This is a genomic window from Streptomyces sp. NPDC053665, from assembly GCF_055585285.1.
The window spans coordinates 177711-193816 of the sequence record NZ_JBVJKK010000003.1; the positions used below are offsets into that span (position 1 = coordinate 177711).

Here is a 16106-nt window from a genome sequence, read left to right on the forward strand (position 1 = left end):
GGGGGTGTCCGCCCGCAGCTGGTTGGCGCGTCGACGGGCAGTGAGTCGGTGTGAGACCCCATCGCGCCGTTCCGAGGACGGACACCCCCCGGCGCGGCCCCGACCCACCACCGGCGCCAGGCGAAGCCACGGTCAGCCGGCCAGCCAGTCGTCCACCCCCGCCAGCAGCTTCGCCTTCACGTCCTCCGGCGCCGCCGACCCCCGCACGGACTGCCGGGCCACCTCCGCCAGCTCCGCGTCCGTGAACCCGTGGTGCTGCCGCGCGATCTCGTACTGCGCCGCCAGGCGCGAGCCGAACAGCAGCGGATCGTCCGCGCCCAGCGCCAACGGCACACCCGCCTCGAACAACGTCCGCAGCGGCACGTCCTCCGGCTTCTCGTACACCCCCAGCGCCACGTTCGACGCCGGGCACACCTCGCACGTCACCCCCCGGTCGGCCAGCCGCTTCAGCAGCCGGGGATCCTCCGCCGCCCGGACCCCGTGCCCGACCCGGCTCGCCCCCAGGTCGTCCAGGCAGTCCCGCACCGACGACGGACCGGCCAGCTCGCCGCCGTGCGGGGCGGACAGCAGCCCGGCCTCCCGCGCGATCGCGAACGCCCGGTCGAAGTCCCGGGCCATGCCCCGCCGCTCGTCGTTGGAGAGCCCGAACCCGACGACGCCCTGGTCCGCGTAGCGCACCGCCAGCCGGGCCAGCGTGCGCGCGTCCAGCGGGTGCTTCATCCGGTTCGCCGCCACCAGGACCCGCATCCCGAGCCCGGTCTCCCGCGACGTCGTCTCCACCGCGTCCAGGATGATCTCCAGCGCCGGGATCAGCCCGCCCAGCCGCGGCGCGTAGGACGTCGGGTCGACCTGGATCTCCAGCCACCCCGACCCGTCCCGCAGGTCCTCCTCCGCGGCCTCGCGCACCAGCCGCTGGATGTCCTCCGGCTCCCGCAGGCACGAGCGCGCCGCGTCGTACAGCCGCTGGAAGCGGAACCAGCCCCGCTCGTCCGTCGCCCGCAGGCTCGGCGGTTCCCCGCTGGTCAGCGCCTCGCTCAGCGCGTCGGGCAGCCGCACCCCGTACTTGTCGGCCAGTTCCAGCACGGTCGAGGGGCGCATGGACCCGGTGAAGTGCAGGTGCAGGTGGGCTTTCGGCAGCTCAGAGACATCACGTACACGCTCCATCCAAAGATCCTGCCGTACACCTCAGCCGTCCCGGTAGCCGTTTCCCCTTTCGAGGTCTTGCTCGCACAAACAAACGGGGCACGCACCGCAACCGGTGCATGCCCCGTGAGCCCAGCCGCATCCGGCCGGGCCGAGCGCGACGGCCGGGACGTCAGTCCCGCGCCTCCGCCAGCAGCTTCTGGATCCGGCTGACGCCCTCGACGAGATCCTCGTCACCCAGCGCGTACGACAGCCGCAGGTACCCCGGGGTGCCGAACGCCTCACCCGGGACGACCGCGACCTCGGCCTCCTCCAGGATCAGCGCGGCCAGCTCGACCGTGTCCTTGGGACGCCTGCCGCGGATCTCCTTGCCCACCAGGGCCTTCACCGAGGGGTAGGCGTAGAACGCGCCCTCCGGCTCCGGGCACAGCACGCCGTCGATCTCGTTGAGCATCCGCACGATGGTCTTGCGGCGGCGGTCGAACGCCTCCCGCATCTTCGCCACGGCGACCAGGTCGCCGGAGACGGCGGCGAGCGCGGCGGCCTGGGCCACGTTGGACACGTTGGACGTGGCGTGCGACTGAAGGTTCGTCGCGGCCTTGACGACGTCCTTCGGGCCGATGATCCACCCCACGCGCCAGCCGGTCATCGCGTACGTCTTGGCGACACCGTTGACGACGATGCACTTGTCGCGCAGCTCGGGCAGGACCGCCGGCAGCGACACGGCGGAGGCGTCGCCGTAGACGAGGTGCTCGTAGATCTCGTCGGTCAGCACCCACAGGCCGTGCTCCACGGCCCAGTGGCCGATGGCCTCCGTCTCGTGCTCGCTGTAGACGGCGCCGGTCGGGTTCGACGGCGAGACGAAGAGCACGACCTTCGTCTTCTCCGTACGGGCCGCCTCCAGCTGCTCGACGGTCACCCGGTAGCCGGTCGTCTCGTCGGCGACGACCTCCACCGGGACGCCCCCGGCCAGCCGGATCGACTCCGGGTAGGTCGTCCAGTACGGCGCGGGCACGATGACCTCGTCGCCCGGGTCGAGGATCGCGGCGAAGGCCTCGTAGATGGCCTGCTTGCCGCCGTTGGTGACGAGGATCTGCGACGGGTCGACCTCGTAGCCCGAGTCGCGCAGGGTCTTCGCGGCGATCGCGGCCTTCAGCTCGGGCAGGCCGCCGGCCGGCGTGTACCGGTGGAACTTCGGGTTCTTGCAGGCCTCGATCGCGGCCTCGACGATGTAGTCCGGGGTCGGGAAGTCGGGCTCACCGGCGCCGAAGCCGATCACCGGACGCCCGGCGGCCTTGAGGGCCTTGGCCTTGGCGTCCACGGCGAGGGTGGCGGACTCGGAGATCGCGCCGACTCGGGCGGAGACCCGGCGCTCGGTGGGAGGGGTTGCAGCGCTCATGCGCCCCATCGTTTCAGACAGGAAACGCGCGCGGCACGGGGGTTTCACAGACTGAACAACCCGGGGAAACGCCTGAACACCAGTCCGGATCGGCCACGCCGCCAGGGGCGATCTTCGGCCGACGTCCCCGGTCCCGGCCCCCGCTTCCCGGGCGATCTTCCGCCAACGACCCCTGCCTCGCGTCCTTTCTGTTCGACGCCCGGCCGCGGACCACGTACACTCTCACCTCGTTGGCCTCCGCAGGCCGCGCTCGTCCGGTGCACACCTGGCATTCGGACGGATGCGGTACGTTGGGGGACACACAAAGGGTCGTAGCTCAATTGGTAGAGCACTGGTCTCCAAAACCAGCGGTTGGGGGTTCAAGTCCCTCCGGCCCTGCTACACACTCCATCGCCAGGATGTGTGCGCATGTACGTACAGCAATGCACCGCCGTGCGGCTCAGACCGGGCGCGGCACGGCCACGACCCGGAATCAGGTGAGGACGAGTGACGGACGCCGTGGGCTCCATCGACATGCCTGATGCCCAGGACGAGGCGCCGGAGTCCAAGAAGACGCGCAAGGGCGGCAAGCGCGGCAAGAAGGGCCCGCTGAAGCGCCTGGCCCTCTTCTACCGCCAGATCGTCGCAGAGCTGCGCAAGGTCGTCTGGCCCACGCGCAACCAGCTGACGACGTACACGACCGTGGTGATCGTCTTCGTCGTCATCATGATCGGGCTGGTCACCGTGATCGACTACGGGCTCAGCAACGCCGCCAAGTACGTGTTCGGCTGAGCAGCCAGCGAAGAGCGCCGAGGTACCCGGCGCTCCTTTCGCATGTTCCACCCCTATGTATCCAGGAAGAAGCAGCCACCGTGTCTGACCCGAACGTGAACGACGCCATCGAGCCTGTCGAGTCCGTCGAGGACGAGCTCGACACCGTCGAGGGCGCGGACAGCGAGGACACCGAGGCCTCCGCCGAGGTCGAGGCTGCCGACGCCGTCGCGGACGACGACGCCGCCGAGGCGGAGACCGAGACCGGTGAAGAGGTCGCGGCCGAGGTCGAGGAAGAGTCCGAGGCGGAGCCCGAGGACGACCGCGACCCCATCGAGAAGCTCCGCGAGGAGCTGCGCGTCCTGCCCGGCGAGTGGTACGTCATCCACACCTACGCCGGTTACGAGAACCGCGTGAAGACCAACCTCGAGCAGCGCGCCGTCTCGCTGAACGTCGAGGACTACATCTTCCAGGCCGAGGTGCCGCAGGAAGAGGTCGTCCAGATCAAGAACGGCGACCGCAAGACGATCAAGCAGAACAAGCTCCCGGGCTACGTCCTGGTCCGCATGGACCTGACGAACGAGTCCTGGGGCGTCGTCCGCAACACCCCCGGCGTCACCGGCTTCGTGGGCAACGCCTACGACCCGTACCCGCTGACCCTGGACGAGATCGTCAAGATGCTCGCCCCCGAGGCCGAGGAGAAGGCCGCCCGCGAGGCCGCCGAGGCCGAGGGCAAGCCGGCCCCGCAGCGCAAGGTCGAGGTCCAGGTGCTGGACTTCGAGGTCGGCGACTCGGTCACCGTCACCGACGGCCCGTTCGCCACGCTGCAGGCGACCATCAACGAGATCAACCCGGACTCGAAGAAGGTCAAGGGCCTCGTCGAGATCTTCGGCCGCGAGACGCCGGTCGAGCTCTCCTTCGACCAGATCCAGAAGAACTAGTTTCTTCCGGACACCACCGCTTCCGCGCAGGTCAGGCGAACGCTCCGGCGCTTGCCTGACCTGCGCGGTTTTTGGCCGCGCATCTATACCCGTTATCGTTGTGCGGTATGCCTGCATCCGGGTGGTCCCCGAGTGCGGGCAGGACCCGAATCGAAAGGACCCGGAGAGCTATGCCTCCCAAGAAGAAGAAGGTCACGGGGCTCATCAAGCTCCAGATCCAGGCCGGTGCCGCCAACCCGGCTCCGCCGGTCGGCCCCGCGCTGGGTCAGCACGGCGTCAACATCATGGAGTTCTGCAAGGCCTACAACGCCGCGACCGAGTCGCAGCGTGGCTGGGTCATCCCGGTGGAGATCACGGTCTACGAGGACCGTTCCTTCACCTTCATCACCAAGACCCCGCCGGCCGCCAAGATGATCCTCAAGGCCGCGGGTGTGGAGAAGGGCTCCGGCGAGCCGCACAAGACCAAGGTCGCCAAGATCACCCAGGCGCAGGTCCGCGAGATCGCCGAGACCAAGATGCCCGACCTCAACGCCAACGACCTGGACGCCGCGTCGAAGATCATCGCCGGCACCGCCCGTTCCATGGGCATCACGGTCGAGGGCTGAGAACCCACCTCGTAGACAGCAGTAGTGGCAGGGCCTGCTCGGCCCGGACCACGACTCCTAAGAATCCCCAGGAGCAGTAGTGAGCAAGCGCAGCAAGTCCCTTCGCGCTGCGGACGCCAAGGTCGACCGGGAGAAGCTCTACGCCCCGCTCGAGGCCGTCCGTCTCGCCAAGGAGACCTCCACGACCAAGTTCGACGGCACCGTCGAGGTCGCCTTCCGTCTGGGTGTCGACCCGCGCAAGGCCGACCAGATGGTCCGTGGCACCGTGAACCTCCCGCACGGCACCGGTAAGACCGCCCGGGTCCTGGTCTTCGCGACCGGTGACCGTGCCGAGGCCGCGCGTGCCGCGGGCGCCGACATCGTCGGCGCCGACGAGCTGATCGACGAGGTGTCGAAGGGCCGTCTGGACTTCGACGCCGTCGTCGCCACCCCGGACCTCATGGGCAAGGTCGGCCGCCTCGGCCGCGTGCTCGGTCCGCGTGGTCTGATGCCGAACCCGAAGACCGGCACCGTCACCCCCGACGTCGCCAAGGCCGTCACCGAGATCAAGGGCGGCAAGATCGAGTTCCGTGTCGACAAGCACGCGAACCTGCACTTCATCATCGGCAAGACGTCGTTCGACGACACCAAGCTGGTGGAGAACTACGGCGCGGCGCTGGAGGAGATCCTCCGTCTGAAGCCGTCCGCCGCCAAGGGTCGCTACATCAAGAAGGCCGCCATCAGCACCACGATGGGCCCCGGCATTCCGGTCGACTCGAACCGCACCCGCAACCTCCTCGTCGAGGAGGACCCGGCTGCGGTCTGAGCCTGAGGCTCACCCAACCGGTCACGGGCCCCGCACCTCCTACAGGTGCGGGGCCCGTTCCCTTTTCCGGTACGTACGCCGGTGGCCTGGGTTAACGTGCGGGAACCGGATGCGAACGGGGGGACGTATGCAGGGCACGACCGTGCGCCGTACGGGACTGGGGCTCGCGGTGGCGACCGCGCTGACGGGGCTCTTGGGCGCCTGCACGTCCTCGGCGCCCTCCGACGGGCCCGGCGAGGACGGGCCCGCCCGGGGCAGGTCCCTGACGGCCCTGCGCTCCGCCGAGCGCGCCACCGAGCGCGCCGGGTCCGCCCGGGTGGAGTCCACCACGGCCATGGGCTCGCTGATGTCCATGAGGGCCGACGGCGCCCTCGGCTGGGACGGCGGCATGACCGGCACCCTCACCATCACCTATACCGGCGGCACCGTCGCCGACACCATGCGCCGGCTCGGCAGCGCCTCGATCCAGGCCCGCTACCTGCCCGACGCCTACTACGCGCGCATGAGCGAGAAGTTCGCCGAGAGGACCGGCGGCAAACGCTGGATCCGGTACGCCTACGAGGACCTCGAAGCCCTCACCGGCGGCTCCGGGGCGCACTTCGGCGACCAGATGCGCGGCACGACCCCCAACCAGTCGGTGAAGCTCCTGCTGGCCTCCCGGGACGTCAGGAAGGTCGGCCGGGAGACCGTCCGCGGCCGGGCCGCCACCCACTGGTCGGGCACCGTCGACGCCGACGACGTCACCGACGCCGGCCTGCGCGAGCAGCTCACCGACGCCGGGGTCACCGGTGAGACCCTGGACGTCTGGGTCGACGAGCGGGACCTGCTGGTCAAGAAGGTGGAGAAGGCGCGGACGGCCACGGGCGTGACGACCCAGACCGCCTACTACACCGACTACGGCGTGCCGGTCCGGGCCCAGCGCCCGCCGCGTGCCGACACCGGAGACTTCGAGGACCTCCTGCGCGAGCGCCCTCCTTCCACCCCTTGAGGGCGGATTTGCTTGACGGCGACCCGTTCCCGTACGCTCCTACAGAAGCCAAAGACCGCTGGTCGTTACCGCGCGCTCGCACGAGGGCGTGGTGGCCGAAGGATCCGCTGAACGGCGGACGACCCGCGCAGGTGACACTGGAGAAGCTCCCGGAGTCCGCCGCCCCGTGCGTGTGGAGATCCGGTCGAGCTACGCCCCGTGCGCTTGCGCCGGGGCGTTTCGTTTTCCCCAGTCCTCCTTCGGGTCCGCGCGGTCCGAATCACCCGGAAGGAGGCCGAGGCTCTATGGCGAGGCCCGACAAGGCTGCCGCGGTTGCCGAGCTGACGGACAAGTTCCGCAGCTCCAACGCCGCCGTGCTGACCGAGTACCGCGGTCTCACCGTGGCGCAGCTCAAGACGCTGCGTCGTTCGCTCGGTGAGAACGCCCAGTACGCCGTGGTGAAGAACACGCTGACCAAGATTGCGGCCAACGAGGCCGGGATCACGCTCGAGGACCAGCTCTTCGCTGGCCCGACGGCCGTCGCCTTCGTCACCGGTGACCCGGTGGAGTCGGCGAAGGGTCTTCGTGACTTCGCCAAGGACAACCCGAATCTCATCATCAAGGGCGGTGTCCTTGACGGCAAGGCGCTGTCCGCCGATGAGATCAAGAAGCTTGCGGACCTCGAGTCCCGCGAGGTTCTGCTCTCCAAGCTGGCCGGTGCCATGAAGGGCAAGCAGTCGCAGGCTGCCTCTGTCTTCCAGGCGCTGCCGTCGAAGCTCGTCCGCACCGTGGACGCGCTCCGTGCCAAGCAGGACGAGCAGGGCGGTGCCGAGTAACTCGGCTCGCATCCCGGCTTCCGCTGCCTGAACGCGGAGGCCGTCGCGGGCCAGTAGTACGCCCGCCTCACATGTACATCCGGCACCAGCCGAATTAGTGGAAGGACCGCCATCATGGCGAAGCTGTCTCAGGAAGACCTGCTCGCGCAGTTCGAGGAGATGACCCTCATCGAGCTCTCCGAGTTCGTGAAGGCGTTCGAGGAGAAGTTCGACGTCACCGCCGCCGCGGCCGCCCCGGTCGTCGTCGCCGGTGGTGCCGCTGGTGGCGCCGCCGCCGAGGCCGCCGAGGAGAAGGACGAGTTCGACGTCATCCTCACCGGCGCCGGCGACAAGAAGATCCAGGTCATCAAGGTCGTGCGTGAGCTGACCTCCCTGGGTCTGAAGGAGGCCAAGGACCTCGTGGACGGCGCCCCGAAGCCCGTTCTCGAGAAGGTCGCCAAGGACGCCGCCGAGAAGGCCGCCGAGTCCCTCAAGGGCGCCGGCGCCTCCGTCGAGGTCAAGTAAGACCTTCCGGATCCGCCAGGATCCCCGACACGTCCCGCAGGGCGTGTAACGCGCAAGCGTGGAAGAGCGATCATCCATCCGGGTGGTCGCTCTTCGGCGTTCCAGGGGTGCGGCCACGGTTGCCTTGCAGCCTCTGTGGCGGGGGGTATGGTGATCTTCGTCGTGTCTCCGGGCGGCCCCGGTCGGGGGCAGGGGGGCCTTGACGAACCGCACGCAGCGCGCAATTCTCAGGACGCGTCGTCACAAGGATCCGAATCCGAGGCATGGATCGACGACGAAGAGGGCAGTATCAACGTGCGTTGAGAGCAGGACCTTGTCGCAGGAGTGGAACAACGAGGGTGAACACGGGCCTGACAACCCGGACTGGACATCAGTGTGCCAAGTGGCTACACTGACCCTTTGCGCTGCCTGTTAGCTGCCCCCTGCCCGTCACCAGGGGTCTGCCCTCGCCCGAGCATCGATGACAAGACATGCCTGACCTGGCCTTTCGGCCCCCATGGCACAGCTTGTCTCCGTGTACGGGAGAGGGGCCGGTACGCGCGTAGTGAGTCCGAGCCCTCGGAAGGACCCCCTCTTGGCCGCCTCGCGCAACGCCTCGACCGCGAATACGAACAACGCCGCCAGCACTGCCCCGCTGCGCATCTCTTTTGCAAAGATCAAGGAGCCTCTCGAGGTTCCGAACCTGCTCGCGCTGCAGACCGAGAGCTTTGACTGGCTGCTCGGCAACACCGCCTGGCAGAGTCGGGTCGAGGAGGCTCTCGAGAACGGTCAGGACGTCCCCACCAAGTCCGGGCTCGAGGAGATCTTCGAGGAGATCTCCCCGATCGAGGACTTCAGCGGGTCGATGTCGCTGACCTTCCGCGACCACCGCTTCGAGCCGCCGAAGAACTCCATCGACGAGTGCAAGGAGCGCGACTTCACGTACGCGGCCCCGCTCTTCGTCACCGCCGAGTTCACCAACAACGAGACCGGCGAGATCAAGTCCCAGACGGTCTTCATGGGCGACTTCCCGCTCATGACGAACAAGGGCACCTTCGTCATCAACGGCACCGAGCGTGTCGTGGTGTCGCAGCTCGTCCGTTCGCCCGGTGTCTACTTCGACTCCTCCATCGACAAGACGTCCGACAAGGACATCTTCTCCGCCAAGATCATCCCGTCCCGGGGTGCCTGGCTGGAGATGGAGATCGACAAGCGCGACATGGTCGGTGTGCGCATCGACCGCAAGCGCAAGCAGTCCGTCACCGTCCTGCTCAAGGCGCTCGGCTGGACCACCGAGCAGATCCTCGAGGAGTTCGGCGAGTACGAGTCCATGCGCGCCACCCTGGAGAAGGACCACACCCAGGGCCAGGACGACGCGCTGCTCGACATCTACCGCAAGCTGCGTCCGGGCGAGCCCCCCACGCGTGAGGCCGCGCAGACGCTGCTGGAGAACCTCTACTTCAACCCCAAGCGCTACGACCTGGCCAAGGTCGGTCGCTACAAGGTCAACAAGAAGCTGGGTGCGGACGCTCCGCTGGACGCGGGCATCCTGACCGTCGAGGACATCATCTCGACGATCAAGTACCTGGTGAAGCTGCACGCGGGCGAGACCGAGACGGTCGGCGACAGTGGCACGAACATCGTCGTCGAGACCGACGACATCGACCACTTCGGCAACCGCCGCCTGCGCAGCGTCGGCGAGCTCATCCAGAACCAGGTCCGCACGGGTCTGGCGCGTATGGAGCGTGTCGTCCGCGAGCGGATGACGACCCAGGACGTCGAGGCGATCACGCCGCAGACCCTGATCAACATCCGGCCGGTCGTCGCCTCCATCAAGGAGTTCTTCGGCACCAGCCAGCTGTCGCAGTTCATGGACCAGAACAACCCGCTGTCGGGTCTCACCCACAAGCGCCGTCTGTCGGCCCTTGGCCCGGGTGGTCTGTCCCGTGAGCGGGCCGGCTTCGAGGTCCGTGACGTGCACCCCTCGCACTACGGCCGCATGTGCCCGATCGAGACGCCCGAAGGCCCGAACATCGGTCTGATCGGCTCGCTCGCCTCCTACGGCCGGGTCAACGCGTTCGGTTTCGTCGAGACCCCGTACCGCAAGGTCATCGACGGCCAGGTCACCGACGAGGTCGACTACCTGACCGCCGACGAGGAGGACCGCTTCGTCATCGCGCAGGCCAACGCCACGCTCGGCGACGACATGCGCTTCGTCGAGGCCCGCGTGCTGGTCCGCCGCAAGGGCGGCGAGGTCGACTACGTCGGCCCCGAGGACGTGGACTACATGGACGTCTCGCCGCGCCAGATGGTGTCGGTCGCGACCGCCATGATCCCCTTCCTGGAGCACGACGACGCCAACCGTGCCCTCATGGGCGCGAACATGATGCGTCAGGCCGTGCCGCTGATTAAGTCCGAGTCCCCGCTCGTCGGCACCGGCATGGAGTACCGCTCCGCGGTCGACGCCGGCGACGTGGTCAAGGCCGAGAAGCCCGGTGTGGTCCAGGAGGTCTCCGCGGACTACATCACCACCGCCAACGACGACGGCACGTACATCACGTACCGCCTGGCCAAGTTCGCCCGCTCCAACCAGGGCACCTCGGTCAACCAGAAGGTCATCGTCAACGAGGGCGACCGGATCATCGAGGGCCAGGTCCTGGCCGACGGCCCGGCCACCGAGAACGGCGAGATGGCGCTGGGCAAGAACCTGCTCGTGGCGTTCATGCCGTGGGAGGGTCACAACTACGAGGACGCGATCATCCTGTCGCAGCGCCTCGTGCAGGACGACGTCCTCTCCTCGATCCACATCGAGGAGCACGAGGTCGACGCCCGTGACACCAAGCTCGGCCCCGAGGAGATCACCCGGGACATCCCGAACGTCTCCGAGGAGGTCCTCGCCGACCTCGACGAGCGCGGCATCATCCGCATCGGCGCCGAGGTCATCGCCGGCGACATCCTCGTCGGCAAGGTCACGCCCAAGGGTGAGACCGAGCTGACGCCGGAGGAGCGCCTGCTGCGCGCGATCTTCGGTGAGAAGGCCCGTGAGGTCCGTGACACCTCGCTGAAGGTGCCGCACGGCGAGACCGGCAAGGTCATCGGCGTCCGCGTCTTCGACCGCGAGGAGGGCGACGAGCTTCCCCCCGGTGTGAACCAGCTGGTGCGCGTCTACGTCGCGCAGAAGCGCAAGATCACCGACGGTGACAAGCTCGCCGGCCGTCACGGCAACAAGGGCGTCATCTCGAAGATCCTGCCGATCGAGGACATGCCGTTCCTGGAGGACGGCACCCCGGTCGACATCATCCTCAACCCGCTGGGTGTCCCGTCCCGCATGAACCCGGGACAGGTGCTGGAGATCCACCTCGGCTGGCTCGCCAGCCGCGGCTGGGACGTCTCCGGCCTGGCGGAGGAGTGGGCCCAGCGCCTCCAGGCCATCGGCGCCGACCAGGTCGCCCCCGGCACCAACGTCGCGACCCCGGTCTTCGACGGTGCCCGCGAGGACGAGCTGGCCGGTCTGCTGAACCACACCATCCCGAACCGGGACGGCGAGCGCATGGTGCTCCCGACCGGCAAGGCCCGGCTGTTCGACGGCCGCTCCGGCGAGCCGTTCCCGGACCCGATCTCCGTCGGGTACATGTACATCCTCAAGCTGCACCACCTGGTCGACGACAAGCTGCACGCCCGGTCGACCGGTCCGTACTCGATGATCACCCAGCAGCCGCTGGGTGGTAAGGCCCAGTTCGGTGGTCAGCGCTTCGGTGAGATGGAGGTGTGGGCCCTCGAGGCCTACGGCGCCGCGTACGCCCTCCAGGAGCTGCTGACCATCAAGTCCGACGACGTCACCGGCCGCGTGAAGGTCTACGAGGCCATCGTCAAGGGCGAGAACATCCCCGAGCCCGGCATCCCCGAGTCCTTCAAGGTGCTCATCAAGGAGATGCAGTCCCTGTGCCTCAACGTGGAGGTGCTGTCCTCGGACGGCATGTCCATCGAGATGCGCGACACCGACGAGGACGTCTTCCGCGCTGCGGAGGAGCTTGGCATCGACCTGTCCCGGCGCGAGCCGAGCAGCGTCGAAGAGGTCTGACGGGAGTCCGGCGGCCTTCGTCACGAAGGCCGCCGGCCCCAGGACCCCCGTATCAGACCCCATGACTTACAACCCTGAGAGGGATTGACGCATAGTGCTCGACGTCAACTTCTTCGACGAGCTCCGGATCGGTCTGGCCACCGCTGACGACATCCGTCAGTGGAGCCACGGCGAGGTCAAGAAGCCCGAGACCATCAACTACCGCACCCTCAAGCCCGAGAAGGACGGACTCTTCTGCGAGAAGATCTTCGGTCCGACCCGGGACTGGGAGTGCTACTGCGGCAAGTACAAGCGCGTCCGCTTCAAGGGCATCATCTGTGAGCGCTGCGGCGTCGAGGTCACGCGCGCCAAGGTGCGCCGTGAGCGGATGGGCCACATCGAGCTGGCCGCGCCCGTCACGCACATCTGGTACTTCAAGGGTGTCCCGAGCCGGCTGGGCTACCTGCTCGACCTGGCTCCCAAGGACCTCGAGAAGGTCATCTACTTCGCGGCGTACATGATCACGTTCGTCGACGAGGAGCGCCGCACCCGCGACCTGCCCTCGCTGGAGGCGCACGTCTCCGTCGAGCGTCAGCAGATCGAGCAGCGCCGCGACTCCGACCTGGAGAACCGCGCCAAGAAGCTCGAGACGGACCTCGCCGAGCTGGAGGCCGAGGGCGCCAAGGCCGACGTGCGCCGCAAGGTGCGCGAGGGCGCCGAGCGCGAGATGAAGCAGCTGCGCGACCGCGCGCAGCGCGAGATCGACCGCCTCGACGAGGTGTGGAACCGCTTCAAGAACCTCAAGGTCCAGGACCTCGAGGGCGACGAGCTGCTCTACCGCGAGCTGCGTGACCGCTTCGGCACGTACTTCGACGGCTCGATGGGTGCCGCGGCGCTGCAGAAGCGCCTGGAGTCCTTCGACCTCGACGAGGAGGCCGAGAAGCTCCGCGAGATCATCCGCACCGGCAAGGGCCAGAAGAAGACCCGTGCGCTCAAGCGCCTGAAGGTCGTCTCCGCGTTCCTGCAGACCAGCAACAGCCCCAAGGGCATGGTGCTCGACTGCGTGCCGGTCATCCCGCCGGACCTCCGCCCGATGGTGCAGCTGGACGGTGGCCGCTTCGCGACCTCCGACCTGAACGACCTGTACCGCCGTGTGATCAACCGCAACAACCGCCTGAAGCGGCTTCTCGACCTCGGTGCGCCCGAGATCATCGTGAACAACGAGAAGCGCATGCTCCAGGAGGCCGTGGACGCGCTGTTCGACAACGGCCGTCGCGGCCGCCCGGTCACCGGCCCCGGCAACCGCCCGCTGAAGTCCCTCAGCGACATGCTGAAGGGCAAGCAGGGCCGCTTCCGTCAGAACCTGCTCGGCAAGCGCGTGGACTACTCCGCGCGTTCCGTGATCGTCGTCGGTCCGCAGCTGAAGCTGCACCAGTGCGGTCTGCCGAAGGCGATGGCGCTGGAGCTGTTCAAGCCGTTCGTGATGAAGCGCCTGGTCGACCTGAACCACGCGCAGAACATCAAGAGCGCCAAGCGCATGGTCGAGCGCGGCCGCACGGTCGTGTACGACGTGCTGGAAGAGGTCATCGCGGAGCACCCGGTTCTGCTGAACCGTGCGCCCACGCTGCACCGCCTCGGCATCCAGGCCTTCGAGCCGCAGCTGGTCGAGGGCAAGGCCATCCAGATCCACCCGCTCGTCTGCACCGCGTTCAACGCGGACTTCGACGGTGACCAGATGGCCGTGCACCTGCCGCTGTCCGCGGAGGCGCAGGCCGAGGCCCGCATCCTGATGCTGTCCTCGAACAACATCCTCAAGCCGGCCGACGGCCGCCCGGTGACGATGCCGACCCAGGACATGGTCCTCGGTCTGTTCTTCCTCACCACCGACGGCGAGATGCGCGACCTCAAGGGCGAGGGCCGTTCCTTCGCCTCGGTCGCCGAGGCGATCATGGCCTTCGACGCGGGCGAGCTCTCGCTCCAGTCGAAGATCGACGTCCGCTTCCCGGTCGGCACCATCCCGCCGCGCGGCTGGACCCCGCCGGCGCGCGAGGAGGGCGAGCCCGAGTGGCAGCAGGGTGACAGCTTCCGGCTGAACACCACCCTGGGCCGCGCGCTCTTCAACGAGCTGCTGCCCGAGGACTACCCGTTCGTCGACTACGAGGTCGGCAAGAAGCAGCTCTCCGAGATCGTCAACGACCTCGCCGAGCGCTACCCGAAGGTCATCGTGGCGGCGACGCTCGACAACCTGAAGGCGGCCGGCTTCTTCTGGGCGACCCGCTCCGGCGTCACCGTGGCCATCTCCGACGTCGTCGTTCCCGAGGCGAAGAAGGAGATCGTCAAGGGCTACGAGGCGCAGGACGAGAAGGTCCAGAAGCAGTACGAGCGCGGTCTGATCACCAAGGACGAGCGCACGCAGGAGCTCATCGCGATCTGGACCAAGGCGACCAACGAGGTCGCCGAGGCAATGAACGACAACTTCCCGAAGACCAACCCGATCTTCATGATGGTGAACTCGGGTGCACGAGGCAACATGATGCAGATGCGTCAGATCGCCGGTATGCGTGGTCTGGTGTCGAACGCGAAGAACGAGACGATCCCGCGTCCGATCAAGGCGTCGTTCCGTGAGGGCCTGTCCGTGCTGGAGTACTTCATCTCCACGCACGGTGCCCGTAAGGGTCTGGCGGACACCGCTCTGCGTACCGCCGACTCGGGTTACCTCACGCGTCGTCTGGTCGACGTCTCCCAGGACGTCATCATCCGCGAGGAGGACTGCGGCACCGAGCGCGGTCTGCGTCTGAAGATCGCCGACCGGAACGCCGAGGGCACCCTGCTCAAGGCGGAGGACGTCGAGACGTCCGTGTACGCGCGCTGCCTCGCCGAGGACATCGTGGTCGACGGTCAGGTCCTGGCCCCGGCCGGCACCGACCTGGGCGACGTCCTCATCGAGGAGCTCGTCTCCCGCGGCGTCGAGGAGGTCAAGACCCGCTCGGTCCTGACCTGCGAGTCCGCCGTCGGCACCTGCGCGATGTGCTACGGCCGTTCGCTGGCCACCGGCAAGCTGGTCGACATCGGTGAGGCGGTCGGCATCATCGCCGCCCAGTCCATCGGTGAGCCCGGCACCCAGCTGACGATGCGTACCTTCCACACCGGTGGTGTGGCCGGTGACGACATCACCCAGGGTCTGCCGCGTGTCGTCGAGCTCTTCGAGGCCCGTACCCCGAAGGGTGTCGCCCCGATCTCCGAGGCCTCCGGCCGCGTGCGGATCGAGGAGACCGAGAAGACCAAGAAGATCGTCATCACGCCGGACGACGGCAGCGACGAGACGGCCTACCCGATCTCGAAGCGCGCCCGTCTCCTGGTCAGCGAGGGCGAGCACGTCGAGGTGGGCCAGAAGCTCACCGTGGGTGCCACCAACCCGCACGACGTGCTGCGCATTCTGGGCCAGCGTGCCGTCCAGGTCCACCTGGTCGGCGAGGTCCAGAAGGTCTACAACTCGCAGGGTGTGTCGATCCACGACAAGCACATCGAGATCATCATCCGGCAGATGCTCCGCCGCGTGACGATCATCGAGTCCGGCGACGCCGAGCTGCTGCCCGGCGAGCTGGTCGAGCGCTCGAAGTTCGAGCACGAGAACCGTCGTGTGGTCCAGGAGGGCGGTCACCCGGCCTCCGGTCGTCCGCAGCTGATGGGTATCACCAAGGCCTCGCTGGCGACGGAATCCTGGCTGTCGGCCGCCTCCTTCCAGGAGACGACCCGAGTCCTGACGGACGCGGCGATCAACGCCAAGTCCGACAGCCTCATCGGCCTCAAGGAGAACGTCATCATCGGTAAGCTCATCCCGGCCGGTACGGGTCTGTCCCGCTACCGCAACATCCGGGTCGAGCCGACCGAGGAGGCCAAGGCCGCGATGTACTCGGCCGTCGGCTACGACGACATCGACTACTCGCCGTTCGGCACGGGCTCCGGCCAGGCCGTTCCGCTGGAGGACTACGACTACGGTCCGTACAACCAGTAAGCGAGTCGCTTGAGCCAAGGGCGGTCACCCTCCGGGGTGGCCGCCCTTCGGCGTTCCCGGACGGCGCACGCGCCCTTGTGAGGGCCTCCGGCGGACCGCGTG

11 protein-coding genes and 1 tRNA gene are annotated in these 16106 nt (G+C 67.9%); 10 read left to right on the forward strand and 2 right to left on the reverse strand.

Annotated elements, in window-relative coordinates:
* Nucleotides 1–132 precede the first annotated feature (132 nt).
* Complete coding sequence (locus ACZ6ZN_RS13750) at nucleotides 133–1164, reverse strand: adenosine deaminase (protein WP_398107054.1); 1032 nt, start codon at nucleotides 1162–1164, stop codon at nucleotides 133–135.
* A 151-nt stretch (nucleotides 1165–1315) separates the two neighbouring features.
* Nucleotides 1316–2542, reverse strand: coding sequence for a pyridoxal phosphate-dependent aminotransferase (locus tag ACZ6ZN_RS13755; RefSeq protein ID WP_469645992.1), 1227 nt, complete (start codon nucleotides 2540–2542; stop codon nucleotides 1316–1318).
* Between the two features lie 305 nt (nucleotides 2543–2847).
* On the opposite strand from ACZ6ZN_RS13755, the gene ACZ6ZN_RS13760 reads away from it, so the two are divergent.
* The 10 genes from ACZ6ZN_RS13760 to ACZ6ZN_RS13805 all read left to right on the forward strand — a co-directional run bounded on the left by ACZ6ZN_RS13760 (nucleotide 2848) and on the right by ACZ6ZN_RS13805 (nucleotide 16004).
* Nucleotides 2848–2920: transfer RNA gene (locus ACZ6ZN_RS13760), tRNA-Trp, on the forward strand.
* Between the two features lie 108 nt (nucleotides 2921–3028).
* Nucleotides 3029–3313 carry a preprotein translocase subunit SecE gene (gene secE / locus ACZ6ZN_RS13765; protein ID WP_185012667.1) on the forward strand — a complete coding sequence of 95 codons (285 nt, stop codon included), beginning with the start codon at nucleotides 3029–3031 and terminating at the stop codon, nucleotides 3311–3313.
* 80 nt (nucleotides 3314–3393) lie between these two features.
* Nucleotides 3394–4233: a transcription termination/antitermination protein NusG gene (gene nusG, locus ACZ6ZN_RS13770; RefSeq protein ID WP_469645995.1), complete on the forward strand. Its 840-nt coding sequence runs from the start codon at nucleotides 3394–3396 to the stop codon at nucleotides 4231–4233.
* A gap of 170 nt (nucleotides 4234–4403) precedes the next feature.
* Complete coding sequence (gene rplK / locus ACZ6ZN_RS13775) at nucleotides 4404–4838, forward strand: 50S ribosomal protein L11 (RefSeq protein ID WP_093613725.1); 435 nt, start codon at nucleotides 4404–4406, stop codon at nucleotides 4836–4838.
* Nucleotides 4839–4917: 79 nt separating this feature from the next.
* Entirely contained in the window at nucleotides 4918–5643 is a 726-nt protein-coding gene (rplA, locus tag ACZ6ZN_RS13780; protein WP_234849665.1) for a 50S ribosomal protein L1, read from the forward strand.
* A gap of 127 nt (nucleotides 5644–5770) precedes the next feature.
* On the forward strand, nucleotides 5771–6631 hold the full coding sequence (locus tag ACZ6ZN_RS13785; RefSeq protein WP_469646000.1) for an SCO4651 family lipoprotein: 861 nt from the start codon (nucleotides 5771–5773) through the stop codon (nucleotides 6629–6631).
* A gap of 284 nt (nucleotides 6632–6915) precedes the next feature.
* A complete protein-coding gene (rplJ, locus tag ACZ6ZN_RS13790; RefSeq protein WP_094054440.1) occupies nucleotides 6916–7446 on the forward strand; it encodes a 50S ribosomal protein L10 in 531 nt (176 codons plus the stop codon).
* Between the two features lie 114 nt (nucleotides 7447–7560).
* Nucleotides 7561–7950 (forward strand): 50S ribosomal protein L7/L12, encoded by a 390-nt coding sequence (gene rplL, locus ACZ6ZN_RS13795; RefSeq protein ID WP_376329234.1) that lies wholly within the window; start codon nucleotides 7561–7563, stop codon nucleotides 7948–7950.
* A gap of 574 nt (nucleotides 7951–8524) precedes the next feature.
* Nucleotides 8525–12010: a DNA-directed RNA polymerase subunit beta gene (rpoB, locus tag ACZ6ZN_RS13800; protein ID WP_398107049.1), complete on the forward strand. Its 3486-nt coding sequence runs from the start codon at nucleotides 8525–8527 to the stop codon at nucleotides 12008–12010.
* Between the two features lie 94 nt (nucleotides 12011–12104).
* A complete protein-coding gene (locus ACZ6ZN_RS13805) occupies nucleotides 12105–16004 on the forward strand; it encodes a DNA-directed RNA polymerase subunit beta' (protein WP_451878285.1) in 3900 nt (1299 codons plus the stop codon).
* The last annotated feature ends 102 nt before the right edge of the window (nucleotides 16005–16106 follow it).

Coding starts and splice junctions, on each gene's coding strand:
- ACZ6ZN_RS13785 (WP_469646000.1), top strand. CDS start 5,771: ATGCAGGGCACGACCGTGCGCCGTACGGGACTGGGGCTCGCGGTGGCG.
- ACZ6ZN_RS13750 (WP_398107054.1), bottom strand. CDS start 1,164: ATGGAGCGTGTACGTGATGTCTCTGAGCTGCCGAAAGCCCACCTGCAC.
- ACZ6ZN_RS13755 (WP_469645992.1), bottom strand. CDS start 2,542: ATGAGCGCTGCAACCCCTCCCACCGAGCGCCGGGTCTCCGCCCGAGTC.
- rplL (WP_376329234.1), top strand. CDS start 7,561: ATGGCGAAGCTGTCTCAGGAAGACCTGCTCGCGCAGTTCGAGGAGATG.
- rplJ (WP_094054440.1), top strand. CDS start 6,916: ATGGCGAGGCCCGACAAGGCTGCCGCGGTTGCCGAGCTGACGGACAAG.
- rplK (WP_093613725.1), top strand. CDS start 4,404: ATGCCTCCCAAGAAGAAGAAGGTCACGGGGCTCATCAAGCTCCAGATC.